Below are 26,839 nucleotides of genomic sequence, written 5' to 3'. Positions count from 1 at the left end.
ATAACCAAATAGTATAATAATTGATATTTTCTTAATTAGCGATTCAATCTTTATCATCACATCTGAAAAAAACTTATTAATGTTCCTCCCAAAAGGGTCACCATATAGATAAAAAACAGAGAACCTAATACATAAACGTCAGTCCAGTTATTGATATCTCTGATAGAAATACCAATTGAAGATAACAAGAATGCTGCGATAGATATATATATTCCTTTGACTAAGGAAGAAAATTCAACAAAAAGATCTTGACAAAATTGATTAACGTGGCAAACAATCCAGAAAAACAACCATAGAAAAATTATTCCTATGAAAAAATAGTCAGAAACTAGAGAATATTTAACTAATTGAAGTATATTGTCTTTATCGAATTTTCCAAATACAAGTAATAAAAAAATAACAATATTCAATAGTAATGTAAAGATAATATTTAGTGTAATATTCCTTCTCATGACTTAAATAAATCTAATTTCTATGTTCTATGTACTATTATTCTAATTCTCTGAATTATAACGTACCAAATCTCTTTCCGACAAGACGTAAGTCCGAAGGGCGCAGCGGATTGGCGGTTAAGTGCAGCCTTTTACTAGGTATTATTCTTTAATTCCTTTAAAATCTCTTGATAACATTAATGAAGCTGATGATGTACTTACGCACCCAATACTTCTTATTTGTTTTGCTATTTTAAAACCATCTTCTCTATAGCTCTCAAGCATCTTTAACAATGATCCTAATCTATCAGTAGGCAAAACCATTTTTACGGCAGTACCATTAAAATAAGGCTTTAGATGATAATGTTTTTTCCCTCTTTCACTTAATGAAATGTCATGATCTCCATACAAATAAAAAATTATCCACCAGATCTACAAAGTCGACTGGTCATATACAATCCAAAGCCGGAATTATGTCAAGGATCATTTCTATTGATTTTGTTCCCTTTAAAAGCCTTGCCAGAAATGCTAGGCAGTAATGCTTGTTGAATTGCATCTGAGTGGGAAGTTATTTTTAGCTGAGGATTGCCAGATAATGCTTTTTTTTATTCCCTTTCCTGAATACTAATATGGCAATCTCAGCTTTTTGATATAGAAGCCAATATTGAGCACAATACCAAAGGTCATATGAGTCACTATGCTCTAAAATATTTCTTAAAATTTCTCTTAAAGAATAAGTAATTATTTCAACTAAATTGCCATCTTCTTGCTGAGTTAATTTTTTTGCCAACTTTTCAGATCTTTTCACTATAATTTGCTGTTCAGGATCCCAACTATCACAAGCCTCTTCTCTAATAATAAATTCCATGAAGTTACTGGAAGATATGTATTACTTTCAAAAGCTTCACCAGTTTTTTCCCGTAGTCAAGCCAAAATGCCTTGAAAAATATATGGGCTGCATATTACTTCTCTTCATAATTCTTACACCAAATATGTCCATTATTTATAATAGAATAATCACGTAAATTTTTTGCCACATATAGCATCGAAAAGGTTCTATGCGTCCCATCCGAAAAAATTAATCACAACATTGGACTCTGAAGGTTCAAGAAATACTTTATCACAGAAATCCAATACTGCGTCTAAGGACGGATTGTTAGGAAAAAGTATTGCTGTTCCCATAATAATTTAATTAACCTAAATCCAAGCATCAACTCTGCGTTTTTTGCGTCCGCTGAATGCGATTGTTATGAACTTTGCTGGCAATAACATATCTCTCCCAAAAAGGGAGCAAAACCCAATACCCAATCATAAATACGACACCAAAAATAATAACCGTTGGATAGGATAGAGTTGTTATAAACCCGATGGTTTTTTCTCCATTTGACAAGGAAATGTATCTTAACACCACGACCATTGCGCTATATACGACAAGAATGTATCTTATGGATTTGAAAGCATTCTCAATCATAAACCTCCAGAAATCCTTATCGAGATCAAGCTGAGAATAGCTTTCTATACACACGATTCCTATTGCAATTGCATATATGAACAACTGGAGAAAAAAATAAGACTTGAACTATTCTCATTTAGCTGCATTCCTATTGCTGCAATGAACCCAACAAATGCCCCGACAAACGCCTTTGTAGATGAAGTCCATTTTGTAAGTCTGAGCAAGATATAAATAACACTCGATATTGCAAGAAGCAGACATACCCAGACGGGGTGTGTACTTCTCGCAGAAAAGATCCCATTCCGGTGAATATAAATGATAAAGCTGATTTTCCATGTATTGCAACAAGCTCTTCCAGTATAATAATCAACATAAATAATAGGTTATCCATTATTGTTCTATTCAAGGTTAACTCTTTTTCAGTACATAACGACCAAGCTCACCTGACGCTATGGAGCGCAGCGGAATAGCGGTCAGGTGGAGCGTTTTGTTGGGCGTAACTTTCTTTATGGTTGCTTCGGCACATCAAATACTAAAACCGTTAAAAGCATTTCTCTGCTTGGATCATTCCTATGCGACATAACATAACGAAATCTCGTATCAGAAACTTGTGATATGCTCCTTTTATAGTTTGGATGTTTTTCTATTGTGTTAGGAATAGCATCCAATACTGCGCTAAAGTTCTTGTTTTTGTTAAAAATTATAATGGCAACCTTTGTGTCACGCCATGAACTATAAGAAAGAATTTGATCAATGGTTTCTGTCAGTTTTTTCGGACCTCCCCAAAACTTACATTCTGCTATAAAAATATTCTTCCCGTTAACTCTTATTAGAATATCTGTCTTCCCCATATAATTAAATGTTTCACCTGTAGCTGATCCTTCAAAATGACCATTAAGCTGAACTAGGAAATGGGTTCTCAATGACTCTTCATCCATATCGACAAAGGCAGAAGGACTGCGCTCCATGACTAAGGCCATATTCTCAATAACATTCAAAATATGTTCATAATGTTCCAAATCTAAAACGGGTTCAGGTTTGTATGGGTCGGAGCTTGCCACAGGTGGAGAAGGCATTATCTTACGGCGGACTTCAGGAGCGACATAGGTTTTAGTAGCATCCGCTCGTTCTTTCAAAGGGAAACCAAGTCCAGCCACTAAACTTTGGTCTTTTAATAATTTTTCTCGTCTTTGTTCAATAGCAGATCGAGCAATAGAATACAGACTGTCATTAAACTGCTCAACATCGCATCTGAGATTTTCAAGATAACTTTTTATATCAGATATCGTGCGATCAATCTGTGATTTGACATTTTCAGTTGTCAAATCTACTCCCTGAATTCTCACAATTATGGTATTTCCCTTAATCTCTGCATTAGGTGGAGACAGCGTAAATGTACTTAGTTGAATATTAAAAGCCTCCGCATCTCCTTCAAAAGGAATGATAATCTCAATTTCAGTGCCCTGAATATGAAATGGTTTGCTTCTATCTCTAATAAATCTCATAGGATCACGACTAACATCAACCTGAACCTCCCGTTGGTCAGCAACTATCTTATCTTCATGTAGAATAGGAACATCTATCCAGTATTTTTTCTTAAAATATTCAGCTAAGTCGTCTATTGGAGTATTGAGCAATTTGTTAGCGTTGTAATTTTTAATTTCTTCAAGCATCTCGTTCTTTTGATGCTCTTTAACTGAAAACCAGTCAACTTTAGAAAATAAATAATTGGGTTTATGTGTATACATATTTATCCTCCTTAATGATGCCAACATTATATTTATTAATATTCTTAACTTCTAGATTATCCCAAGAAAAATCACATATCAATAAATCCTTAAAAGTTATTCATACAAAATTTTTACTTTGCACCTAGCTTATTTTATAAATATTTAGTTAAAGATTGCTGTCCAGATTTCAACCTATTCATAATAATTATTTTTTTTGTTGACATATCTCAGTATATATATAATACGTTTTTATTTAACTGATAGATAAACCAAAATAAATATACTTTGAATAGCTATACAATTTAGATAAGTTATCATGCTTTAAGATCTAACTACAAAAAAATATATTTATTAACATCTACATAAAATTTATAAATATTAATAACTTATCATTAATACCAAGCAACTCACAATAGATGATGTAAAATTTAGTTTAAAAGTCATATTTTTCCTATAAAAAAACAAACTACCTTTGTTGAACGACATAAAAAAATTTAACAATTCGTCAGAAAACAAAACCTAATAAAGGAGATAAAGAAATTAACTCAAAACATCTTTAACTTTATTTACATTTTATAGTCATTAACATTTTTACAGTATATTAAATACAAACACTCTCTTTACCTTAACCCCCCGAAATTTATCTTCCATAACTTTATCTATTACATTTTAGTTTAATATATTTCCAAAAACTAAAAATATTTAAACTCCAAGTAAAATCAATTTAAAATAAAAAAATTACCCCTTTTGCAACCACTCTTTTAAAGAAGGGTGTTCACAAAAACAGCTGCCAGACCAAAAACACCTGGCAGTAAGTTCTACTCCATTTTGAATGACAGAAACGGGTCTATCTGCTGACACCACAATTAAAATTACCTTTTCTCGCCTGGCAGTAAAGCGAAGGGCTGAATTAAATCTGGCCCCTCTGGAACGGTCTTCACCACTTACTCTGGCTCCATCTAAAAGGCAGGCAAATTTTTTCAAAGTAGCATCCCTGGTTAGATGTAAAGCTCCATCTACCCTGGCTAAGGACTTGGCTAATCTCAAATGGGGTAAATAAAGTAAATTTAAAGGCCTTTCCAGGTTTTGCCCAGCAATGTCCTCCAGAGGCGGTTCATTTAAGTCTAGAATCAAAGAACACCCATGTTTATGGCTCTGAGATGCTTTGACCAGGCTGGTAACCACTTTCAACAAGTTGTTTCTCTGCTCTTCACTCAAATCTGTTTCCAGCAAAAGTTCTTCTAGGACTACCAAGTTGGGCTCTCTATTGGAGCCTCTAAACACTCCGTCCTGAAAACTACAAATCAATTCTTCATCTAAATACAAAAAACCATGACTTCCTCTAAAATCTGCCTTTAAACTAGATTTAGGAAGAGGACTCTTGGAGATACCCACAATCTTTTCCCCATCAGAAATCATCTTCATTTCTGTATGTTGAACAGCAGTAAGGAGTTTGCGTACATGTTTTATATTGTGCAAAGAAGGCTGTTCTTCCTGGGGAAAGCTAATTTCAAAGTCCAGGGTATTTAACAAAGAAGGCTCTACAAAAGCCAGTTTTCCTCTGGCCCAGGCCCCTTCTTCTTTGGTCTTGGAAAGTTCTAAAATACTTTTAAGTAAGGGATAAATCCGCAAATGAGTATCTAACCCCAGAAGTTCATTGCGTTTATCCACAATATAATCCCTGATGGCATGCAAACCAAGCCCTTCTAAGACCAGGGCAGTATTCCCCAGGGTAAGAGAACTTTCCAGAGCAAAATCTTGAGCCAAAAGCCTTGTAGCCTGCTCTAACCACCTCTCAATAGGTCCTGTGGAGCAGAGGTCAAAATGATGTTCTGTAAACCACTTTTGATAATAAAGAGAATTGGACCATCCTCCAAAAGAAATGAGTCCAGAGAGTTTTAAATTTTCAAATTTTACCAGTTCCCTTAAATGAGAAAGCTTTTGGGCCTCTGTTTGTAACCAAATCTTTTTTTCAAAAAAAGCTCTTCTAAAATGGGCTCATGCCCCCTTAACAAGTCATAAGGGTCATAAATTCTTAAATTCTCTTCTTCAGGAGTAAGGGCATAAATCAAGGCTACCCGCGAAGGATGAATATAATCACTTAAACCTTCCCTTAAACCCTCTAAAGCATGATAAATACAAAGTTGTCTGGAAAAATTACCCATCCTCTTTTCCCCTTAATTTGACTAAAAACAATTATCAAGTTATGTAAACTTTTCTTCTGCCCATTTAAAAAACTATCTTTTTAAGAAAATCAGAAAAAAGGAAAAAATCAATAAAGGAGGAGCAATTGCCCAGTAAAGGTTATTTGATGGACATAAACAAAATAAAGGGACTAAGTAGCAAAGAAAAAGAAGAGCTGGCTCCAGTAGTAGAACAGTTTAGTTTCAGGGCACATGAACACTATCTGTCCCTAATCAATTGGGAAGATCCCAAGGATCCCTTAAAAAGAGTCATCTTACCTCAAAAAGAGGAGCTTATTCCCTGGGGCAGGTTAGATGCCTCTTCAGAAAAAAATTTTCTATTTTTCCAGGTCTCCAGCATAAATATACCAGCACAGCAGTTTTACTTGTAAGCAATATCTGTGGAGGATTTTGTCGTTTTTGTTTTAGAAAAAGGCTCTTTTTACATCCAGATGTTAATGAATATATACATGATTTTGAGCCAGTATTCTCTTACCTGGAAAACCATCCTGAAATAAACAATGTACTTCTAACTGGGGGAGATGGGCTTTTGGTCTCTACCAACAAATTAAAAAAAATCATTTCTCGTTTGCGCGAGATAAAACATATAAAGATTATCCGCATAGGTACTAAACTTCTGGCTTTTAATCCTTATCGTATCTTAAAAGATCCAGAACTATTAGAACTAATAAAAAACTATAGTCTACCAGAAAAACGCATCTACATTATGACTCACTTTAACCATCCTCAAGAAATAAGCCCTCAAAGCATCAAAGCCGCTAATCTTTTAATCAAAGCAGGAGCAATTTTAGCCAATCAAACTCCCTTTTTAAAAGGTGTTAATGATGACCCATATACTTTAGCCTCTTTATTTAAAAAACTTTCTTATATAGGCATTCCCCCTTATTATGTCTTTATATGCAGACCAACTATTGGTAACTTTGTCTTTAGTGTCCCCATTGAAAAGGCCTTAGTAACCTTTCAAAAGGCACAAATGATGTGCTCAGGCTTAGCTAAAAGAGCAAGACTTACTATGTCCCACTCCACAGGTAAAATTGAACCCATAGCTTTAACTCAAGAACACATTATTTTTAGATACCATCGGGCAGCAGATTCCGAGCAAAGTGGAGAGGTGATGTTTTTTAAGCGCAATCCTCATGCTTATTGGTTTGACGATTATGAAGAAATAGTACACAACTATAGTTATAATAATCCCTATAGGTGTTTTGGCCCGGAATAAAACTTTACTTTAAACCTTAATAAGGTGACCAATAATGAAAACTATCTTAAAACTCTTTGTTTTCTTAAGCTGTCTTTTTTATTAGCTCCATTATGCAAGCTAAAGTAATTTTTATTAAGGAATCTCTAATTAATTACGCTAAAAAATCTCCATTTTTCTAGTGACAAGTTTACTAAGAAGATGTATATGCATCTATTATATTGAAATTACGAAATAAGTAAAAAAAAAGGATACCGAATTGATGCTACGAGGTTTATATCTTGCCCATGGAATTTATCTAATCCTAGATTAAAAAACGCGATAAATGATCGCTTATCATTTCAAAAGTTTTTGGAATTGGATCTTTTCTATGAACAGGTTACAGATGAGACTAAAAAAAAGACAGGCGAATAATGTTTCTTTAAAATTTTCTTCCATCTCTCCAGCATAAGAGAAAAACCTCTTCCCCACCCGATAAAAAAGATTTTTTTGAGCTTGATTATTTGTTTTCTTGTTGTAATTATATGTGTTATTAAAAAACGATAAAACAGGCAGGCACAAAAAGCCTATGGTCAAATCTCAGATAACTCAAGCCATCGATCAGGTCATTTCGGCCGGTATTCATCCTATTCTGAAGGAACAAGGTTTCAAAAAACAGGGCCGCGCTTTTTATAAACGAGTTGCTGACCTTTATCACGTTGTCCACGTTCAAGGAAGTCTCTGGAACGAGTTTGACACTGGACGGTTTACGATTAATTTAGGTCTATCCTCTCCCGAGATTGCTGCTGAATGGTTTGGTGGCAGGTTACCCAAGAGCCCTGCCAGCCATCGGAATAGGCTGTTCTATGAACGCATCGGCTCTCTTCTGCCGGTAAAGGCTGACCACTGGTGGTCCATCGGGCTTGACACCGACCTTGCTGAACTAGCGCAGGAGGTTGGCGATGCGCTGAGGAACTATGGTCTCAAATTCCTTGAGTGGCCTGCCTTTCGGTCCACACAAGACCTGTTAGGGGCATTAGAGAGAGATGAGTTGCCGTTAAGCTTATTCGGAGCGCCAACGATCCGAACGGAGTTACTTGGCGTGTTACTGCATAGAGCCGGGCGTGTTGATGAAGCCAAGACAGTCTTGACCAACTTGATCGCAGGGAAGGAACACACTTTGGGCTTAAAAGGTTATGTAAATCGCATTCGGGCTCTTGGCACCAGGCTTGGATTGGCTCTATAAGAATAAAAAAGGGGACAGGCGAATTATGTTTGATACGTTTTTGCGGAATTTATTTTAAAATATCCAATAATTTTGGGCAATAACATTTTACGGCGTTGTATAACGTTTCATCGTAGGGGCGATTCATGAATCGCCCTTACATGAATCGCCCCTACAAATTATAAATCCCCTTCAATTCTAATTCCCACCCGTGATTCAACTGCCTCTAAGATGGCTTTTAACATCTCAGCATACGAAAGCCCAAAAATCTTTGCCATTTTTGCAAGATGCCCATCCCAACACCAGCCAGGATTTGGATTTACTTCAAGAAGTTTTGGATTCCCTTCTCCGTCACATCTCCAATCAAACCTACAATAATCCCTGCACTCAAGCCTTTCAAACAATTTTAAACAACACTCTACAATAAATCTTTCTGTATCCTCTGAAAGATTTGCTGGAACCGACTTTAGATTCCAATAAGGAGAATCTGGTAACCACTTGGCTTCATAACCACATACCCTAGGAAGCTCTGGCGGTAAACATGAATAGTCTTCTTCTATTATGGGCAACACCATATAAGATCCAGACGGATTCCCGATAATTCCAACGCTTAAATCCTTTCCAGATAGAAATTCCTCTACCAGAATAGGCTTATCATAACCAAATTTTTCTCTTATCTCTGAAATAGCATTCATAAGTTCTTCAGGGGTATTGGCCACACTTCTTTTGGTAATACCAAAACTTGAATCTCCAAAGTTAGGTTTTACAAGGACAGGAAAAGAAAAAGATATTTCAAAAGTTATATCTTCAGGTTTTATAAACATAGCTTCTGGAACAGGGATTTCCATTTCTTTCGCAATACCGCGAACCAAAGACTTATCATAACAATAGGCAAGACATTGAGGATATGTGAAAATGGCCTTTATGTTGATAAAAATATTTCATCTGATGAATCTGTGAAATGTGGTGGTTATTGTCATGATTTAAGCCAGTATGACTTTATTTGTGGAAAATAAACATAAGGAAGATATCTATGCAAGAGATAAAAAGAAAACTTACAAATTTCAAATTATCCGGTGTTTTAAAGTCACTTGAAAGCAGAAACCAATATGCAATTGAAAAAGGTTTAAGTTATCTTGAGTTCTTGGAGTTATTACTTGAGGATGAAGTGGTAAACCGTCAGAGTAATTCGTTTAAGAAGAGATTTGCCAAATCTAAGCTTGATTCTTCAAAAACGCTTGAATGTTATGATTTTACATATCAGCCAGAATTAAAGAAACAGGACGTGTTAGATGTAGCAAGTTGCAGATTTATAAGTGAAAAGAAGAATATAATTTTTATGGGTAATCCAGGAGTAGGTAAAACACATCTTGCAAATGCCATAGGTATAGAAGCTTTGAAAAAAGGTTACAAAGTTCTTTTTATTCATGCAAATGATATGGTATCAAGATTAGTTGCAGCAAAAGGTGATGGCAGTTATTTTACGGTATTAAAGCAATTTTTACAGGTAGATTTACTTATTATTGATGAGGTTGGATTTAAAAAGATACCATTGAATTACGTGGATGAATTTTTTGAAATTATCAGACAAAGATATGAAACAAATTCTGTGATTGTAACTACTAATAGACCATTTGAAGAATGGGGAAATATATTTGGTGATGTAGTCTTAGCATCTGCAATAATAGACAGACTTATTCATCATTCCCATATCTTCAAGATAACAGGTAAAAGTTACAGAATAAAAAGTTTACAAAAAGTAAAAGAAGCATAAATCTAACTGGGGAATTTTAAGGGCCATAACGTGGGGATTTTTAATTGACTTTGACATTTTTACCAACTATGGTTATGCAATTTTACTTGCATAAGCTTAATTTATTTGGTAAAATTTAATGATACTAAGTTAGTAAATTATTTACATATAGCAATTTAACTTAATATAAATTAATGTTTGACAGGAAATATGTATAAAGTAGAATGGGATAAAATTAACAATGGTGTTATATTAACTTATTTAACTAATTCTGAATTTAAAGATCCTCCTAGACCTGTGTTTTTTGAAGAGCTTGATATTTTAGGCTTTAACAAATATTGGAAATATCCAAAAAGCAATGCCCCTTTATTATGGGCTACAGGGAGGAAATATTTTTATTATGGAATTGAAGTTGCTGAGGTTGTTGGTGGAAATATTTATGATGCACCAAAAATAGTATTGACACAGGAAGGCAAAGATTTAAATTTAGAACCAATAAATATCGAAAATGTTATTCAAAAAAATAAGGAACCATTATTTGTATTGGAAAATGAGGCTTTAGACTTTATTGAAAAAACTTTTAAGGTTTACAGGCTAAATGTAAAAACTCTTAGGGATAAAAGCTTTAATTTTAAAATTAAGTCACAAAGAGATAAAATTGATTTTTTTGTTGTTTCATTTAGTGGTGGTAAGGATTCTCAAGTAGTTTTAGATTTGGTAAGCAGAGTAATTCCACCTGAATATTACCAAGTGATTTATTCTGATACAGATATGGAATTACCATCTTCAATTAAAATATTTGAAAAAACAAAACAATTTTATCAAAAAAAATACCCAGAGTTGAGATTTTATATTGGGAAAAATAAAACACCAACTATAGATTATTGGAAAGAGTTTGGCCCCCCAAGTCGCTTTCATCGATGGTGTTGTACTGTTATAAAAACAGTTCCGTTTAATAGGCTATTATGGCAATTGCAACCTCAAAAGAAAAATCCAAGAGTATTAGTTTTTGAGGGTGTTAGAAAGGAAGAAAGCAATAGACGTTCAACCTATGAAAGAATAGCTAAGGGTGTTAAACATATATTAGTTACAAATGTCAGACCTATACTCAATTGGAATATTACAGAAGTATGGTTATATTTATTTTATCGGAAATTACCAATAAATCAGAGTTATAGAAATGGTCTTACTCGCGTTGGATGTTCTGTTTGTCCTTTTGCTTCAGGTTGGTCTGAATTTATAATTAATAAAACATATCCCGAAATTACAAATAAGTTTTTTGCCCTAATAAAAGAACAAACAAATAAGATTGGTATTGTAAATCAAGATGAGAAAGTTCTTTATATTAAATCAGGAAATTGGAAAAAAGAGCTAGTGGGAATGAATTAACAAAGGATACTTCAAGAGTTGATGTTATAAAAACCAACCCTGACTTTCTAGCTTCTTTAATCAAGCCTAAAGAAAATTTGGTGGAGTGGATAAAAGTAATTGGTGATGTTATATTTGACAATGATAACAATATAGGTGAGATAAAAATAAAAAATGATTTTTATAAATTCGAAATAAAGGATAATATTGATAAAAAGATTTTTATTATAAAAAATATTGAACAAAATCCGTCATTATTAAGTAAAATTAAAAGAATTCTTTATAAAGCTACTTATTGTATTCATTGTGAAGCATGTCAAGTGGAATGTCCTACTGGAGCATTAAAAATTTCTCCTACTGTTCAAGTCAACACTAATTTATGCACGCATTGTAATAATTGTTTAAATTTTACAAATAAAGGATGTTTAGTTGCAAAATCAAAAAATATATCAGAGGGTAGGGTTTTTATGAATAAGAAAAAATCATCGGGAATAGACAAATATTCTACATTCGGTTTAAGAGAAAAATGGCTAAAATCATTTTTAGAAAATTATAATAATTATTTTGAAATTGATAATCAATTAGGGACAAAGCAAATACCTGCAATGATTAACTGGCTTAAAGATGCTGAATTACTTCAAAATGAGGAGAAACAGCCCACAGAGTTGTGTTTATTTTTTGTAAATAAGCAAATTAATCTTAATATTATATGGGAAATTATTTTGACTAATCTTTATTATAATTCATTAATTTTTTATTGGACAGCAAATAATATACCATGGGGAAATAAAATAAGTAAAAAAGATTTATTAAAGCTTTTAAAAGAATCTTTTCCTGATTTATCAGAAGGTACTTTAAATAATCCTTTATCAGCACTGTTTAACACTATAGAACAATCAAATACTGAGTCATTAAAGAATATAGTATCAGTAGAAAAAAAGGGTAATGAAAGATTATTATACAAAAAAGGTTCAAATAATATAAATTCAGCATCTATTCTTTATTCTTTATATAAATATGCTGAAAAAACAAATAGGTATAGTTTTACTGTTTCTGAATTATATTCTAAGGATATAATAGGTGGTCCATATAAAATTTTTGGAATATCTAAAAATAGTTTAGAGAGTAAGCTCCGTGGCTTGCAAGAAAATAGAAATAGATTAGTAGATGTTGCAATTGTGGCAGATTTAGATACAGTTAACCTTAGAAAAGATATTACCGCATTAGAAGCTGTAAAATTATTAATAGAATAGAGGGCAGAGATGAAATTTTCAGAAATCATTGGGTTACAAGATTATTTTCAACCTGTGTTTAATATAGAAAATGAAACAGGTGATTATTGGAAGCAATTTATTCCAAACAATAGGTTTTATGAGTTATTAAATAAGACTTTATTGTCTGTTAATTCTACTCAAACAAAAGATAAATTATCAATTTGGCTTGTTGGCAGATACGGTACTGGGAAAAGTCATGCTTCAAGTGTGATAAAACACTTACTTTGGGACTCTTTAGATACTATAGAAGACTATATAGAGGATAGAATTACAAAAGTTGAAGTTAGAGAAAAGTTAAAAGCCTTCAGAAAGGAAAAGAAAATAATACCTGTTGTTTTAAAAGGTGGAGGAAATGTTACAGATGCAAGAACCTTATCGTTGGAAATTGAAAAAGCAGTTAAAAAAACGCTTAACAATCTGAATATTTCAATCAAAGTAAAAAGTGATTTTGATAGAATTATTGATAAAATTAATGATAGTTTTCTTAATTGGGATGTAATAATTGAAGAAAATCCTGATTTAGGAATGTATGTTAATGGTAAAGATGATATTATCAAGAAACTTGAAAATGAGGATATTGAATTTTTAATGATTGTTGAAAGAATTTTATCCAAAAAGAATATTCATTTTTCCCATGAAAAGATTTCAATTTGGCTTAATGAAATATCGAAAGAAATAATAAATAAAAGAGTGGCTGATGGTTTAATGATTTTTTGGGATGAGTTTACAACTATTTTGGAAAAAGAAACTATTTCAGAAATAATAAATGAAATACAATCAATTGCAGAATTAAGTATAAAAGACAATGTATATTTATATCTAATAACCCATCGTGATTATAATCAGTTTGGGAGAAATGTTCAAGATGTTTTGAATAAAGTAAAAGATAGATTCCATACAGTTCAGTATCCTATGGTTCCAATAACTACATATCAAATTCTTTCATCAGCATTAAAAAGAAAAGACCATAACAGATGGCTGGAATTAAAAAACAAGGTTTTTAATAATATAAATTTAAATGAATTAGTGGACTACATCACTCAAAATATAGATGGTATTAATGTAAAAGATAGTGTAAAAGATTTATACCCTATTCATCCGTACACCGTTTATCTTTCAACATTTTTGGCTAATAATATCGGATCAACTCAACGTAGTATCTTTAACTTTTTATATGATAGTGAGCATGGTTTTATTAAATTTCTAGAAAATGAAATTTCCGATACTGCTTTATTAACCGCTGATTTTCTTTGGGATTTTTATGCTGAAGAACTTGAAAGAGATAAAGATAATAGGTTTATGCAAGTTTTAGAAAAATATAATACATATAAAAAACAGATAGAAAATCTAAATCCAAATTACCTAAAAGTTTTTAAAGGTATTTTACTATTAAATTCACTTTACAGAATAACTGATTATGCAAATCCTGAAACAGATAAAGTTAGACCTCATATAAATAACATAAAGAAACTTTTTATAGGTACATATATAGAGAATATTGTTGATGATGCCTTAGAATATATTGATAAACAAGAGATAATTCAAAAAAATCCAAATGATTTATTTGAAATATCAAGCACTTCACTACCAAGACATGAATTAGATAGTGAGAAAGAAAAACTGAAAAATCAGTATAAAAATATAAATCAAATAATTGAATTTGGTAACATCAAACAGAAACTTGAAAATTTATTTAATGATCAAAATGATATCTTAAGAAAAACCAGGGTGAAATTTTTTTCTTCTGAAATAAACATACATATTTTAAAAAATAATCTCAATAAATACTTTCCCCCTTCTTATTTTATAGACTTAGCAGTATTCTTAAAAATAAATGATGATGAAAATGATTCAATTTTGAGCTTAATAAAAGAAATTAAAAAGGATGACGATTTTAAGCATATTGTATTTATTAATGTCCAAGAATCATTAGGAGAAGATAAGTATAAAAGTTTTATAGAATATTTGGCAAGAGCAAATGTTTTAAGGAACCATTCATTTAACGATGACAGTTCAAAAGAAGAAGAATATGCCGCGAAGATTTTGGATAGTTGGGTATCAAGTATAAATTATGTTGATTTTTATACAAGTTTTAATAACTACAAAACTGTTAAAAATACTAGCAGTATTGGACAACACATTAATAATGATATTGCCCCTAGAATATTTCATAAAGGGATTGATAAGCTGAATATAAAAGTTGCAACAGTATGGCAATTTCAAGCAGCTAAAAAAGCAATTGAATATATATTAACCGCTAATAATAGAGATTACCTTGAAAGTAAACCTAAAGCACAATATAGCTATATTAAAGATATTTTTAAAGACAAAGATTCTGAATACATAATAGATAAAAATTTAAAATTAAAAGATATCTCCATATCACACCCTGTAATTGAAGTTTATAAAGAAGTAAAAAATATAATTGAAAAAGTATCGGAAAAATCATCATTTAATCTCGCAGAAAAATTAAGGTTTTTAACTCAACCACCTTATGGTTTATATACAAATATATTAAATATGGCAGTTTTAGGTTATGCTTTTAGAGAATATGTTAATAAGTTATATATGGCAAATTCTGGTCAATTAATTAATACCATTTTAATGCGTGATAAAGTTAATGAAATATTTGAGTGTTGGCAAAAAGATAGAAGTTGCGACAAGTTAAATGTAAGATTAGGCACTGAAGAAGAAAATGACCTTATTAAAGAATTATCTAATTTATTCGAAATTGAAGAATGTAACGGTTTGCAAGATGTTAGATGGAAGATAAAAGATAAAGTAAAAAAGATTGGTTTTCCCATATGGTCATTAAAATTTACTGATATTCAATATGAACAACACATAAATATAATTGATAATATAAATAAAATAGTTTTTGAATTAACAGATACTGAGATTGATGTATCGTTTGTAAAAGAATTATTATCAAAAATTCAAAATAACCTTTTTGATCTTAAACAAATCTTTATTAAAAATAATTTTGAGAAAGGATTTAAAAATTTTATAAAATGTAAAGGGAATGGAAAAATATCTGATACAGAATTAAATATAGTGATAGACTACATAAAACAAAAACAACCAGAAGAATTAAATTGGAAAGAACAAGATGTTATCATTGATATTAAAGACTGGATTATAAACAAAGAAATACCTCAACAAAATTGTATTCAAGAATTAAAGTCTATAAAAAGTAATTCTTCTGATAGCTCACATGTGAATCTTGTTAAAGATTTACAGCCACCAAAACCCGAAACAATTAATATTATAAAGGGAAAAATCGAAAAGATTGATGATATTAATTTACTCAAAAAAATGATATTGTTGGTATTAGAAGAAAAACCTGATTTAGCCAACATTTTAGATAAACATTTAAGGGGTATGAGATAAGGTTAATGTATGATAGAAAAATTTGAAAATATAGATTGTCTTATCCATAAAATAAAAGAAGATAAAAATACAAAAAATATTACAGAAAAAAGATTTCCTATAAGATACATTTTATTATCAAATTTCAATACTCTTAGAAAGCTAATTGAAGAAATGAACAAAGTTAAAATTCTTAAGTTTGAAATATCACAACTATTACCTAAAGATGATGGTTGGATAACAAAACAAGAATTTATTAATACAATAAAAAATTTAAGAAATGATAAAGATTATTTAATATTGCCATTTTCAGAAATAGCCAGATTTTATAATAAACAAGACTTTAACAATTTGTTTAGTCAATTAACGGAATTTGAAAATATTGGAAGTTCTAATCAACGAATCTATATCCCATTAATGGGTATTAAGGTAAGATTTTTAAATGAATTTTACAATAATTTTAATAGAAAACAAGAATATTCTTTTATTTGGGAAATTAATGAGTTACCACAAAAAAACAATATATTTTTATATAATGATTTATCCATAAATATCAATTATATTCAAAGTATCAAAGGAACTAAAGAATGGCTTAATTTATGGAAAAAAGATTTTCCAACACCAGCTTTACTTTTATCTAAGACTTTATTCTTTTTAGCTGATAATGCGAAACCTGATGAGATATTTGACTTTAAAAAAATTCATAATCCTAAAGAACTTTTAATTAACATTTTTGATGTAGATATCCATATAGAGTTTAATGATTTAGAAAGAGAATTTTGGTTTCAGATTATTGATAAATTTAACACAAACAGATATATATCTTTTTATGAATTTGTTAAAGATGTTGTTAACTCTAAAATAATTAATGATAATAACTTTATTGAGTTATGGCTTACTTCAAATAGAAGCGATTTTGAAAAATGGCTTATCAAGAATTATTTCTTAAGTTTTGAAAATAGTGAAAATTCATACTTGTATGAGGTACTTAAAAATTTAAACTCATATAACAATCTTGAATTTCTAATGCGTTTATGGGATACGATTTTTAAAATTTCAAAACCAACAAAAGAACAATATGATGAAAGAGAGGAATTATTAAAACGATTCTATTATATCTTAAATTTAGAACTTCCAGTCGACTTTATAAATGATTATAAATTGAAATTGGAAGAAAAGGATGATGAAACTAAACTTAAAGTAATTACTGGGATATTGGAATTTGAAAAAGAAATTATAATTAAGAATCAATATTATTCAATTTTAGATAAATTCCCATATTTGCAAAAATATTTAGAAGATTTCGAATGCGATAATTTAGCAAAAGAACAACAATGGGTATATTCTTATTTCAAAGAATATAAAAAATCTAAAATAAAGAATTTGTATACTGATGATATTAAATTACAAATAAATAAACTCAATAAGGATGAAAGCTCTTTCTTCAAATGGTATTACAGTTTTAAAGATGTAGCAACATATTTGAATAATGAGAAATTTGATTATGTATTTTGGATTGATGCAATTGGAATTGAATGGATTAGTTTGATAGAGTATTTATTGAAAGTAAAAGATTATAATGTTGAAAAAAAATATATTGCCAGAGCTAATTTACCATCAACGACTGAACTAAATAAGTATGACATCTCTAATGTTCAGTATTTTCAGGATTTTGATAAATTAATACATAGTTCAACGTATCAGTATCCTAGTTCAATAGTTCAAGAAATCAATAAAATTGATGAACTCATTACTAGAAAAATTGTTTTACAATCAAATAAAAGAGCAGTAATTATTTCTGACCATGGATCATCCGCTTTAGTTAGATTAAACAATAGTAGTAAAAACTTCGAACAAGCTGATCATGAAGGAAGATATATAAAATCTAAAAATATAAACACTTTTCAACCTGACGAAAATTATATCATAAAAGATAACTACATAATTGCATCAAAACATATTTCTCTTTCATCAAAACCGATAAGGGAAGTTCATGGAGGATGTACTCCAGAAGAAGTATTGGTCCCTGTTATCATTTTTAATTCTATTCCAAATTATAATCAACAAAAAGATCAATATAATATTGAGTTGATTACAAACGAGTTAAATATTAGAAATCCTATGATTATTTTTGAAATTTTACCATCTCCAAAGAAAAAAGTTTATCTTGTTTATAAAAATTATAAAATAGAGTTAAGTAAGCATAATATTAACCAATTTACAACTAATATTAATGATATTGGTATTAACAGAGCTGGACAATATAAAGTAAAAGTAGAAATAGGAGTTTTTCAAAAAGAATTTGTTATAATTGTGAAATCAGGTTTTAAAGAAGAGGAGTTATTTTAATTATGGATAATTTAGACATTAAAATTAAAAACGTATTTCCTGAAGAATCAGTTTATAAAATTCCTAAGAGATACAACATTTTTAATGGAAAGAATTTACCCTCTTTTATAAAAGATTGGTTAATGAAAAAGTTTACTGATGATTTTGGTGAGTTAGATTCAGAGAGTCTGTTAAATTTCTTAGAAAGTCATATACCCCAAAAAGATAATGCAATTAAAAACAGACTTCGAACTCATCGGGAAGAAGTAACGATTCTTACTAGGTTTGTAGTTGAAACAGATATTCAACATAATAAATTAAAATTTTCAATTCCAGATTTGGGAATAAAATCAAACGAAGGTAGAATTCCTGATTATATTGCAAAAAAGCACTCTGATTTGAAAGATGGAGAAATTTGGGGAGTAATAACATTAGCATATATTCCACCTGACGGTAAAGAAAAAGGATTTATAGAGTTAGTTAATTATAAACCTTTTAAGCCATATTCGGTTGATTTGGATTATTTTAAATCTGCAAGAAAAGAATTTTCAACTGAAGAGTGGATTGATGTTCTGCTTAAATCTATGGAGTATAATCCAAAAGGATTTAAGTCTTTACAACAAAAATTACAATTTTTAAGCAGATTACTTATTTTTGTAGAACCACGATTAAACCTAATAGAGCTTGCACCTAAGGGAACTGGAAAATCATATATTTTTAGTAACTTGAGTAAATATGGATGGTTAATAAGTGGTGGCGTTGTTACAAGAGCAAAGTTATTCTATGATATTCAAAAAAGGACTTATGGTATTATCAAAATGTATGATTTTGTTGCAATGGACGAAATACAAACGATAAAATTTTCAGAACCTGATGAACTAAAAGGGGCACTAAAAAGTTATCTTGAATCTGGAATTTGTACTGTTGCAAATGTCAAAATTGATTCTTCTGCTGGTATGATATTATTAGGTAATATACCTCTTAGTAATAATAAACTACCGCTTAATAGAAACTACTTTGCTTCTTTACCTGAGTTTTTTAAAGAATCTGCATTACTGGATAGATTCCATGGATTTATTGAAGGTTGGCAACTCCCAAGAATTAAAGAAGATTTAAAAGCGAATGGTTATACTTTAAATGTTGAATATTTTTCAGAAATCCTCCATTCATTGAGAGAAGATTCGTCATATAATGCTATTGTTAGTGAATTATTAGATATACCTAAAAATGCAGATACTAGAGATACAACAGCAATTATAAAATTAACAACAGCATATTTAAAATTATTATTCCCTCATATTGAAAGTGTTAATGAAATTAATAAAGAAGAATTCAGAAATTTTTGTTTAAATATGGCAATTACAAAAAGAGCAATAATTAGAGAGCAGATACATTTGATTGATGATGAGTTTGAGAAAGAATTACCAAATATTGATATTAAATAATTTTTTAACAAAAAAGTGAAATTATACCAGTTTGTATTTCAAATGACTTTGCAACATTATTTGTGAAACGCTCATTTGACAGTTATGATATTAACCATTTGTAAACCTGTCAATTCCTTCTTTAAAATAAATATACAGTTAGGGATATGTTTTTGCCCAAATCTTATTTCTCAGTTAATTTATCTAATTCAATTTCCCAGCTTCTTTTGTTGGAGTCATAGTGCAACTAATTTTGTGTAAAATTTTTATTATACACATCCTTAAAATTAACTCAATTTTCTAACTGAAATTTTCAATATATAGCCAAGAATCCCAAAAATATTTAACCTAGATATATTTATATAATAGAGGATAAGAGTAAGATTTAGTTTCTACCTGATTGAGCAGGACAAAATAAGATATTTTTGATTAAAGAATTTAGACTGTTAAAAGTCGTATAGCATTTAATGCAAAATCATCATGGTATGCAATAAATATTGCATACGTAAGAGCAACAAAGCCTTTTGTAATCATAACAAAAAAATAAATAATAATCCAAATAGTTAATACAAGCCGTTCACAATTCCATTGTGAATCGGCTTGTATTATCCTTAATCTTGCTTGATTTATCAAGCATCGCAAAAACAGAAAATACAGAAAATTGCACTAAAACACACTATCAAGCATTTTTAAGCTTGATGGTTGTATAACTGATGTGGCTGGTCAGTTATAGTTTTAGTACAGGATAATCCCTTGACAATCCGCAAACAAGTTGCGGTTAACATAGATTTTTCAAGGTATCCAGAGCCTTAAAGTCCGGAGGACTTCGCTAAAATAAATTGACTCAGTCTGAAAAATCTATGTGGCAACCAAATATAAAAAAGTTCCTTAGCTTGATCAAGCTAAGGGTTATTTTTTTGATGTAGTAACTGATTTAGTGGCAATTGTAGAAAAAGGGATAAAAGATAAGAATAAAAAAAGGGCAGGCGAATTATGTTTGTTAAAACGTCCAATAATTTTGGGCAATAACATTTTACGGCGTTGTATAACGTTTCATCGTAGGGGCGATTCATGAATCGCCCCTACAACAACCATACATATAACCCCATGCACATGAGTAGAAAGCACAAATCCAGATACGCTCTGTTATCAGAAGTTGCGTGATTCATTGCCGTAAAATATCCACTATTCTCTCGATCACCTCGTTAGTCTTATCAGGGTTGAGATGACCAACACGATATAAGATTATGTGACGGTCCGCTGTAAATATACGATTTGGTCGCACATTACTTCTCTGCTTGAGTATTCCTGTTTCAAAGTAATTGTCCTCAATTAGAACTGCGTATTTATCTTTAATCTGCTGGCTGGTTATCTGGCAAAGAATCAGATCATCTCCTTCTAATTCAGCCACAACTAAAGCAGGCCGTCTCTTAGCATGAGTTAAATCCGAAAATGGAAAGGGTACAACCACCACATCTCCCTTTACAAATCTTGCCAAGCTTCATCCTCCTCAGGTTTTAGCCAATCTTTCTTAAGGGATGTTTCGCTTGCCATTGCAGTCCCTATCCTTTCTTCCAGTACTTTTGTCTCTAAAAAGCGTATAAAATCCAATATCTCTGGAAGATACTCCTCAGGAATCTTTTCAATTTCTTTTAAGATTAATTCCTTCACCTCCATATTTTCAACAACCTCGCTATTTATTTGTATGTCTAATTTTAAGCCATTTCCAATAACGGAATCAGCATATACGACATTATGACCCCAGGGAGCAATGTCCCGAAGGGCAAGGGCGTCAGTCTGAAGCGTTTACGCTGTGTTAGGCGAAGTTTCTTTTTCAAAGTTCTTTTCGCACACATCATTTACCTCACAGTACATACATTAAGGAAGTGAGAGTTTGCCGACTCAACTTCATAAGAATCTTTAATAATACTTGCTTCTACTATATCACCGACTATAAAGTCAAACACGTTTTCTCTATGCCAGGTAGTTCTTTCCAAGGTTTTATATCTTTCTTAAATTTATCCCACTCTTCAGAAGGCGAAAAAGGGGACAGGCGAATTATGTTGTTCACATTGACTACAAATATTGTAAGCTCATAGCCAAATTTTTTCCCATCGTTTGAATTTAAATGCCCTGTAAAATACCACCACTGACTTACAAAATTATCTTTATAATAAAGGTCGTTAGGCAAATTCACACGGTCAGTTGCCTTTAATTTTATAAAGTCTGAAGCAAAAGAATAATTTGTAAGTAAAATTAATATCAAAATAACTATTCTCAAACACCAACCCTCACAAGGTATCTATTCATATCAAATTTCCTTTTAAGGCCATTTTCAGACATATATCTTATTTTGCCAAAAATTTCTCTCTCTTTAAAAGCCCTGTCATGCATACCAAAGCACCATGCTATACCTGCATAACCGTTTGAATCTCTTCCATCAAGAGCATATTTGTCATTTAAAAAGATTAGATTTTCGTAGGCAGACATAATTGATTCAGACCACTCGATAACCTTTTTACCCCAATACATACGCATATAATTGTGAATTTTACCTTTTTTTATAAGCTCAAATTGGGCTGCATTCCAAAACTTGTCATGAGTTTTACATTCTTCCAACTCATTTAAAGTATAAATATATTCTCTTTTATCTTTTTCATGGCTTTTCAACGTATTTTTAGCCCACTCAGGCAAAAATGTGTAAAGATTATGAATATCATCAGTATAGTAAGTAAAATTGTGGGCTAATTCCCTTCTTACAACAAGCTGCTCAAATAGGGTATCATAATTTTCAGGATCAGTATCTATTTTTAAGGCCTCTTTTAAGATTTTAACTGGGCTGATAAATCCAAAATGTAGATAAAAACTCAAATTTGACTCATAATCAAAGGCAGGGTCTCCTCTTTTTTCTGCAAAATCATCATACTTTTCATTTAAAAAATCTCTAAGTAGCTTATCTGCTTCACTTTCTCCACCTTTGAAATCAACCGGTTTGACGTAATGAACTGATTTTAATTTATCATCAATACTCAGGCTATCTAAATCATTTTCAAGCTCAAAACTTTTATCCCTATAATCAAAAATCACAAAATCGTTTAAAAATTTTTCTTTTAATTTATGAATTTTAGGTCTTATCGTATATGCTCCGTATTCACGCTTTGAGCTTGCAACCTGTACAGGCACGACAAGGTTTGTATCAACTTCATAAATATTAACATCATTATTTTTATAAATTTCATTTCTCACACTTTTAAGCCATTTTATGTATGTCTTATCTGTTATAAGCGTGTCGGCAGCTATTAGATATTGAGGCAGAATTTCTGTAAAAGAGCCTACTTTAACATGAAATGATATCTTTAAATCATTAAATTTTTCTACAAGCTCCAAAAGCCCTTCGATAAAAAACTTAAAATGTCTGTAATTGGCATCTTTATAGTTGAAATCGATTATTACCAAAACTTTCAGCGGAAAATTTTTGTTTATTGCCAGGTATTTTGCAAATTCAAGGCTGTGGTTATATTCTATCCTGAATGCACCATGCATCCAGTAAAGCATATAACCCCCTTTTTTGGCTGTTTTTTTTACACAAGTAACCCTTTCAAGATAATTCATTCGCCTGCCTGATTATATCTTTTTGCATAAGTTTGAATATAATTTTATGAAATGGGAGCATTAAATAGTATTTTCATATTTATAGCATATCATAAATATATTAAAAAATAAACTTGTAACCATTTTAAATTAGATTTTTATAGACTTTAATTTTTTTATATATATTTTACTAAAAAGAGGTAAAAATGGATCCTGTTACTCATATTGGAAGCGGACTTTTAGGCGGTTTATATTTAAAAGATAAAAAAAGTGACAAAAGTATATACATAATCTCAGTGATAGGTGCACTTTTGCCGGATATTGACAATATCTTTAATTCTACATGAGGAATTGCAACTCACACCTAATTTGAAGGCAAATAGACACTCATCAAAAACAAAACTTATACCAAAGAGGTGACTTGCGATAGATAATAAACAGAAAAATCAGAGTTAAGATTGTGGTATTTAGTCGAATTGTCTCTAAAATAGCCATTTTTTGATGATAATCTCATGAGATTTGACAAAATGATTGATTGATTTGTAATGATATACTATGAATTAGTCGTAAATTGAAAAAATATTGGTGAAAATATTTCTATTGCAGAATTAAAGGGAAAAAGGTTGCGATTCCAAAGAGACTTTACGAGTTTGAGCACATTTTCGCTAACAAGGGTTTTTTTAGTGTTCATAGAAGTTTTATAGTTAATCTATCAAAAATAAAAGATATGAAAGTTTTAAAACAGAGTAAGTTTTTTATTTCTTTTGGTGGAATTTCTGATACTATAAAAACAAATAGAGATGGAGCAAAACTTTTAAAGGAGTTTTTAAATGTATAGACCAAAGGTAGTTATAAGTAGATGTATAAATATAGCACCTGTTAGATACAACGGTGGGATTGTAGCTGATGATTTTGCAAAGAGATTAGGAGAGTTTGTTGAGTATGTAGATATATGTCCAGAGGTTGATATAGGAATGTCTGTTCCAAGACCATCTGTAGTTCTTGCAAAATATCCGGATAAAATAAGGATGATAGAGCCGGTGTCAAAAACAGATTACTGTTAAAGGCACAAGCTTTTCATACACCTTCTTTTTCTTTGATAACCTGGATATGTCTCACTTTTTAATGTCCGTTTAACAGTATCGCGAGGTATGCCCAAAAGTTCTGCAATCTTCCTTGTGCCTAATGATAAATTACGTTTTTTTAATTTCTTATTGTTATCCAGTCTCCCTCTATTTATCCCCCCCTTTCACCTCCAGCTAATTTCTAGAGGTTTATCTTATTAAAAGGTGGGTCATTTTTACTTGAAAATTTGCAATAAATGATAAAAAAAACTCTATGTACACCAAAAAAGTGCAACAAGGGCTTATCCACCTGGATCATTAGAACTGCCAGAAAAATAAAAAGAGGTGGAACAGCCTGTTATAATTGGGGGAACCATGGGAACCAGTTCATATATCATGGCTGAAAATGGAGAGCAAAAAGAGCCAGTTTTTTTTTCAGCATGCCATGAGGCAAAACTGGCAAGGCGGGTTGCCAAACTAAGACCAATGTGTGTTATAAAAGGCTAATTATGAAAATCACCTTTGAATCTCCAGTACTTGTAAGTGCGTGCCTGCTTGGGATCTCATCAAGGTATGATGGAACATCAAAACCAGATCATAAGATTTTGGCATTGGCAAAAAACAATATCTTGATTCCAGTATGTCCTGAACAATTAGGAGGGCTTCCAACTCCAAGGGAGCCAGCTGAAATTTTACATAACAAAGTAATCACCAAAAAGGGAATTGATGTAACCAAAAATTTTTTAACAGGTGCTAAAGAGACACTTTTAATTGCAAGGCTATTGAATATAAAATTGGCCATTTTAAAACAACTGAGCCCATCCTGTGGGGTATCTAAAATCTATGATGGGAGCTTTTCCGGGAAAATAGTTAAGGGCTCAGGAATAACTGCCAGATATTTAATGGACAATGGAATCTTAGTTATATCTGAAGAAGAGCTATAACTAACTTACCATCCAATGTACCATTAAAACTCCATTAACATTTGGGATAACTCTTATTGTTGAGTATAATAATGTGATTTTTCAACATCCCCTCCTCCCCCAAATGCTGCAAAGAGTCCAATCTGATTTTCATATCTCACAAAAATCAAATTCAACAGTGCCTGTTTTTCAGCGAGCAAATTCTTATATGAATCCAATACTGAAAAATAGCTATCCACCCCTTTTTTAAACCTTTCTAGAGCCAATTTGTAATTTTCATTTAAACAGGATATCACCCTTTGCCTTGCCTTTATCTGCTCATCAATGGTTGCCATGACCACAAGCTTGTCCATTACTTCCCAGAATGCATTTTGTATGGTCTTTTCATATTGAGTTAACAAAATTTTTCTCTGGATTTTACTGAGTTTATAGGCCTGCCATACCCTTAAATCCAGAACAGGCAGGGCACCTGTTATACTATAATTCCATGTCCTTGCTGAACCCTTAAAGAGATTTGAAAACTCATCACTTATAGTGCCAATTCCTGTTGTTAGAGATATACGGGGAAAAACGCTGCCCTTGCTGCCCCTATATCAGCATAACCAGCCTTTAATCTATGCTCCATTGCCATAATATCAGGCCTATTTAACAATACATATGAAGATATAGTTGGAAAAAATTCCTCAAATGGCCTAATAGATAAAAGTGATTCTGGTAATAATCTCTCATCAACCTCTTTTCCAACAAGGAGATTTAAGGCATTCTTTCCCTTTTCTATTTGTTCATCAACCTTTAACATCTCTACTTTTAAGGATTCCACTGCAGTTTTTGCTCTATTTAAATCCATTTCAGTTGCAACACCCACCTTATACTGAGATTCCACCAGCCTTAGATTTTTTTGAGCCACATCTAACAATCCAGCCACAATGTCTTTATTTTCCACATACATTGAAAGGAAAAGATATGCCCTTGAAATCTCATTTATCAAGGAGATCTGTGCAGCCCTTCTGTTTTCAACCTCTGCCAGAAAATTTTCCAGTGCCTCTTTTTTTAAGCTTCTAATCCTACCAAAAAAATCTATCTCCCAGTTGGAAATCCCTAAATTCACGCTATATTTTTCTGATATATATGCTTTTTTAGTTAAAGACATATCATCTGGAATCCTCTGTTTTTCCCATCCAGATGAGGCATAAAGGGTTGGATATAATTCTTTTTCCTTAATACCATATAATGCCCTTGCCTTTTCCATGTTTAATACAGCAAGTTTTAAATCTCTGTTATTTTTTAATGCCAATTTTATTATTTGTTTTAGCTTATTGTCTAAAATAAACTCTTCCCATTTTAAACTCTGCAACTCTTTTTTGTAATTTATGTGTTTATAAAAACCATCTTTGGAAAATCTATCTCTAATTGGTGGCTCTGGTCTTTTATATTCTGGGATAAAACTGCATCCAGCTATAAAAAACATCAATATTAATGATAGTAGTCTTTTCATTTTTTCCATCTCCTATTTAACTGATTAACC

At 31.2% G+C, this 26,839-nt stretch carries 24 protein-coding genes and 2 pseudogenes; 14 read left to right on the top strand and 12 right to left on the bottom strand.

Annotated features, from left to right (window positions below):
* Positions 1-593 precede the first annotated feature (593 nt).
* The 5 genes and pseudogenes from ACZ42F_RS00360 to ACZ42F_RS00340 form a co-directional block, all read right to left on the bottom strand.
* Entirely contained in the window at positions 594-842 is a 249-nt protein-coding gene (locus ACZ42F_RS00360; RefSeq protein ID WP_464279329.1) for a hypothetical protein, read from the bottom strand.
* A gap of 163 nt (positions 843-1,005) precedes the next feature.
* Complete coding sequence (locus tag ACZ42F_RS00355; RefSeq protein WP_464279328.1) at positions 1,006-1,299, bottom strand: hypothetical protein; 294 nt, start codon at positions 1,297-1,299, stop codon at positions 1,006-1,008.
* Between the two features lie 1,091 nt (positions 1,300-2,390).
* Complete coding sequence (locus ACZ42F_RS00350) at positions 2,391-3,632, bottom strand: hypothetical protein (protein ID WP_464279327.1); 1,242 nt, start codon at positions 3,630-3,632, stop codon at positions 2,391-2,393.
* A gap of 720 nt (positions 3,633-4,352) precedes the next feature.
* Positions 4,353-5,285, bottom strand: coding sequence for a DNA integrity scanning protein DisA nucleotide-binding domain protein (locus tag ACZ42F_RS00345; RefSeq protein ID WP_464280276.1), 933 nt, complete (start codon positions 5,283-5,285; stop codon positions 4,353-4,355).
* A gap of 30 nt (positions 5,286-5,315) precedes the next feature.
* A pseudogene (locus ACZ42F_RS00340) lies at positions 5,316-5,779 on the bottom strand (DNA-binding protein); the annotation flags it as partial.
* Positions 5,780-5,904: 125 nt separating this feature from the next.
* Between ACZ42F_RS00340 and ACZ42F_RS00335 the strand changes: the two are divergent.
* The 3 genes from ACZ42F_RS00335 (at position 5,905) to ACZ42F_RS00325 (ending at position 8,241) form a co-directional block, all read left to right on the top strand.
* On the top strand, positions 5,905-6,189 hold the full coding sequence (locus tag ACZ42F_RS00335; protein ID WP_464279326.1) for a hypothetical protein: 285 nt from the start codon (positions 5,905-5,907) through the stop codon (positions 6,187-6,189).
* Positions 6,190-6,347: 158 nt separating this feature from the next.
* Positions 6,348-7,037, top strand: coding sequence for a hypothetical protein (locus tag ACZ42F_RS00330; RefSeq protein WP_464279325.1), 690 nt, complete (start codon positions 6,348-6,350; stop codon positions 7,035-7,037).
* 547 nt (positions 7,038-7,584) lie between these two features.
* Complete coding sequence (locus ACZ42F_RS00325; RefSeq protein ID WP_464279324.1) at positions 7,585-8,241, top strand: DUF4304 domain-containing protein; 657 nt, start codon at positions 7,585-7,587, stop codon at positions 8,239-8,241.
* Positions 8,242-8,399: 158 nt separating this feature from the next.
* Here the strand turns inward: ACZ42F_RS00325 and ACZ42F_RS00320 are convergent, their stop codons facing one another.
* Positions 8,400-9,068, bottom strand: coding sequence for a D-alanine--D-alanine ligase family protein (locus tag ACZ42F_RS00320; RefSeq protein ID WP_464279323.1), 669 nt, complete (start codon positions 9,066-9,068; stop codon positions 8,400-8,402).
* A 185-nt stretch (positions 9,069-9,253) separates the two neighbouring features.
* On the opposite strand from ACZ42F_RS00320, the gene istB reads away from it, so the two are divergent.
* The 6 genes from istB to brxL all read left to right on the top strand — a co-directional run bounded on the left by istB (position 9,254) and on the right by brxL (position 19,757).
* Positions 9,254-9,994: an IS21-like element helper ATPase IstB gene (gene istB, locus ACZ42F_RS00315; RefSeq protein WP_464279322.1), complete on the top strand. Its 741-nt coding sequence runs from the start codon at positions 9,254-9,256 to the stop codon at positions 9,992-9,994.
* 189 nt (positions 9,995-10,183) lie between these two features.
* Positions 10,184-11,362 (top strand): phosphoadenosine phosphosulfate reductase family protein, encoded by a 1,179-nt coding sequence (locus ACZ42F_RS00310; RefSeq protein WP_464279321.1) that lies wholly within the window; start codon positions 10,184-10,186, stop codon positions 11,360-11,362.
* Positions 11,332-12,594: a 4Fe-4S dicluster domain-containing protein gene (locus ACZ42F_RS00305; protein ID WP_464279320.1), complete on the top strand. Its 1,263-nt coding sequence runs from the start codon at positions 11,332-11,334 to the stop codon at positions 12,592-12,594. The genes ACZ42F_RS00310 and ACZ42F_RS00305 overlap by 31 nt, the downstream gene beginning before the upstream one ends.
* A 9-nt stretch (positions 12,595-12,603) precedes the next feature.
* Positions 12,604-16,005 carry a hypothetical protein gene (locus tag ACZ42F_RS00300; RefSeq protein ID WP_464279319.1) on the top strand — a complete coding sequence of 1,134 codons (3,402 nt, stop codon included), beginning with the start codon at positions 12,604-12,606 and terminating at the stop codon, positions 16,003-16,005.
* Between the two features lie 9 nt (positions 16,006-16,014).
* Positions 16,015-18,333 carry a BREX-4 system phosphatase PglZ gene (gene pglZ / locus ACZ42F_RS00295; protein ID WP_464279318.1) on the top strand — a complete coding sequence of 773 codons (2,319 nt, stop codon included), beginning with the start codon at positions 16,015-16,017 and terminating at the stop codon, positions 18,331-18,333.
* Positions 18,334-18,335: 2 nt separating this feature from the next.
* Entirely contained in the window at positions 18,336-19,757 is a 1,422-nt protein-coding gene (brxL, locus tag ACZ42F_RS00290) for a BREX system Lon protease-like protein BrxL (RefSeq protein ID WP_464279317.1), read from the top strand.
* A gap of 1,144 nt (positions 19,758-20,901) precedes the next feature.
* On the opposite strand, the gene ACZ42F_RS00285 is transcribed toward brxL, so the two are convergent.
* From ACZ42F_RS00285 to ACZ42F_RS00270, 4 genes are all read right to left on the bottom strand, one after another.
* The gene (locus tag ACZ42F_RS00285; protein WP_464279316.1) at positions 20,902-21,234 is read right to left on the bottom strand and encodes a type II toxin-antitoxin system PemK/MazF family toxin; all 333 of its coding nucleotides are present in this window, start codon (positions 21,232-21,234) and stop codon (positions 20,902-20,904) included.
* The gene (locus tag ACZ42F_RS00280) at positions 21,219-21,413 is read right to left on the bottom strand and encodes a DUF2281 domain-containing protein (protein ID WP_464279315.1); all 195 of its coding nucleotides are present in this window, start codon (positions 21,411-21,413) and stop codon (positions 21,219-21,221) included. The genes ACZ42F_RS00285 and ACZ42F_RS00280 overlap by 16 nt, the downstream gene beginning before the upstream one ends.
* A gap of 274 nt (positions 21,414-21,687) precedes the next feature.
* Positions 21,688-22,017 carry a lipocalin-like domain-containing protein gene (locus tag ACZ42F_RS00275; RefSeq protein WP_464279314.1) on the bottom strand — a complete coding sequence of 110 codons (330 nt, stop codon included), beginning with the start codon at positions 22,015-22,017 and terminating at the stop codon, positions 21,688-21,690.
* The gene (locus ACZ42F_RS00270; RefSeq protein WP_464279313.1) at positions 22,014-23,348 is read right to left on the bottom strand and encodes a deoxyribodipyrimidine photo-lyase; all 1,335 of its coding nucleotides are present in this window, start codon (positions 23,346-23,348) and stop codon (positions 22,014-22,016) included. The genes ACZ42F_RS00275 and ACZ42F_RS00270 overlap by 4 nt, the downstream gene beginning before the upstream one ends.
* A gap of 185 nt (positions 23,349-23,533) precedes the next feature.
* Between ACZ42F_RS00270 and ACZ42F_RS00265 the strand changes: the two genes are divergently transcribed.
* From ACZ42F_RS00265 to ACZ42F_RS00245, 5 genes and pseudogenes are all read left to right on the top strand, one after another.
* Complete coding sequence (locus ACZ42F_RS00265; protein WP_464279312.1) at positions 23,534-23,674, top strand: metal-dependent hydrolase; 141 nt, start codon at positions 23,534-23,536, stop codon at positions 23,672-23,674.
* A gap of 257 nt (positions 23,675-23,931) precedes the next feature.
* Positions 23,932-24,165: pseudogene (locus ACZ42F_RS00260) on the top strand (LytTR family DNA-binding domain-containing protein); the annotation flags it as partial.
* On the top strand, positions 24,158-24,391 hold the full coding sequence (locus ACZ42F_RS00255) for a 2-thiouracil desulfurase family protein (protein WP_464279311.1): 234 nt from the start codon (positions 24,158-24,160) through the stop codon (positions 24,389-24,391). The pseudogene ACZ42F_RS00260 and the gene ACZ42F_RS00255, both read left to right, overlap by 8 nt.
* Before the next feature lie 345 nt (positions 24,392-24,736).
* Positions 24,737-24,898 carry an RtcB family protein gene (locus ACZ42F_RS00250; RefSeq protein WP_464279310.1) on the top strand — a complete coding sequence of 54 codons (162 nt, stop codon included), beginning with the start codon at positions 24,737-24,739 and terminating at the stop codon, positions 24,896-24,898.
* Between the two features lie 2 nt (positions 24,899-24,900).
* Positions 24,901-25,335 (top strand): 2-thiouracil desulfurase family protein, encoded by a 435-nt coding sequence (locus ACZ42F_RS00245; RefSeq protein WP_464279309.1) that lies wholly within the window; start codon positions 24,901-24,903, stop codon positions 25,333-25,335.
* Between the two features lie 53 nt (positions 25,336-25,388).
* Here ACZ42F_RS00245 and ACZ42F_RS00240 read toward each other — a convergent pair whose 3' ends face one another.
* Together ACZ42F_RS00240 and ACZ42F_RS00235 are read right to left on the bottom strand one after the other, a co-directional pair.
* Positions 25,389-25,847 carry a TolC family protein gene (locus ACZ42F_RS00240; protein WP_464280275.1) on the bottom strand — a complete coding sequence of 153 codons (459 nt, stop codon included), beginning with the start codon at positions 25,845-25,847 and terminating at the stop codon, positions 25,389-25,391.
* A gap of 17 nt (positions 25,848-25,864) precedes the next feature.
* Positions 25,865-26,809, bottom strand: coding sequence for a TolC family protein (locus ACZ42F_RS00235; RefSeq protein WP_464279308.1), 945 nt, complete (start codon positions 26,807-26,809; stop codon positions 25,865-25,867).
* Positions 26,810-26,839 lie beyond the last annotated feature (30 nt).

The sequence above is a fragment of the Desulfonauticus autotrophicus genome (assembly GCF_055381725.1).
This window is presented reverse-complemented; position numbering and strand designations above follow the sequence as displayed.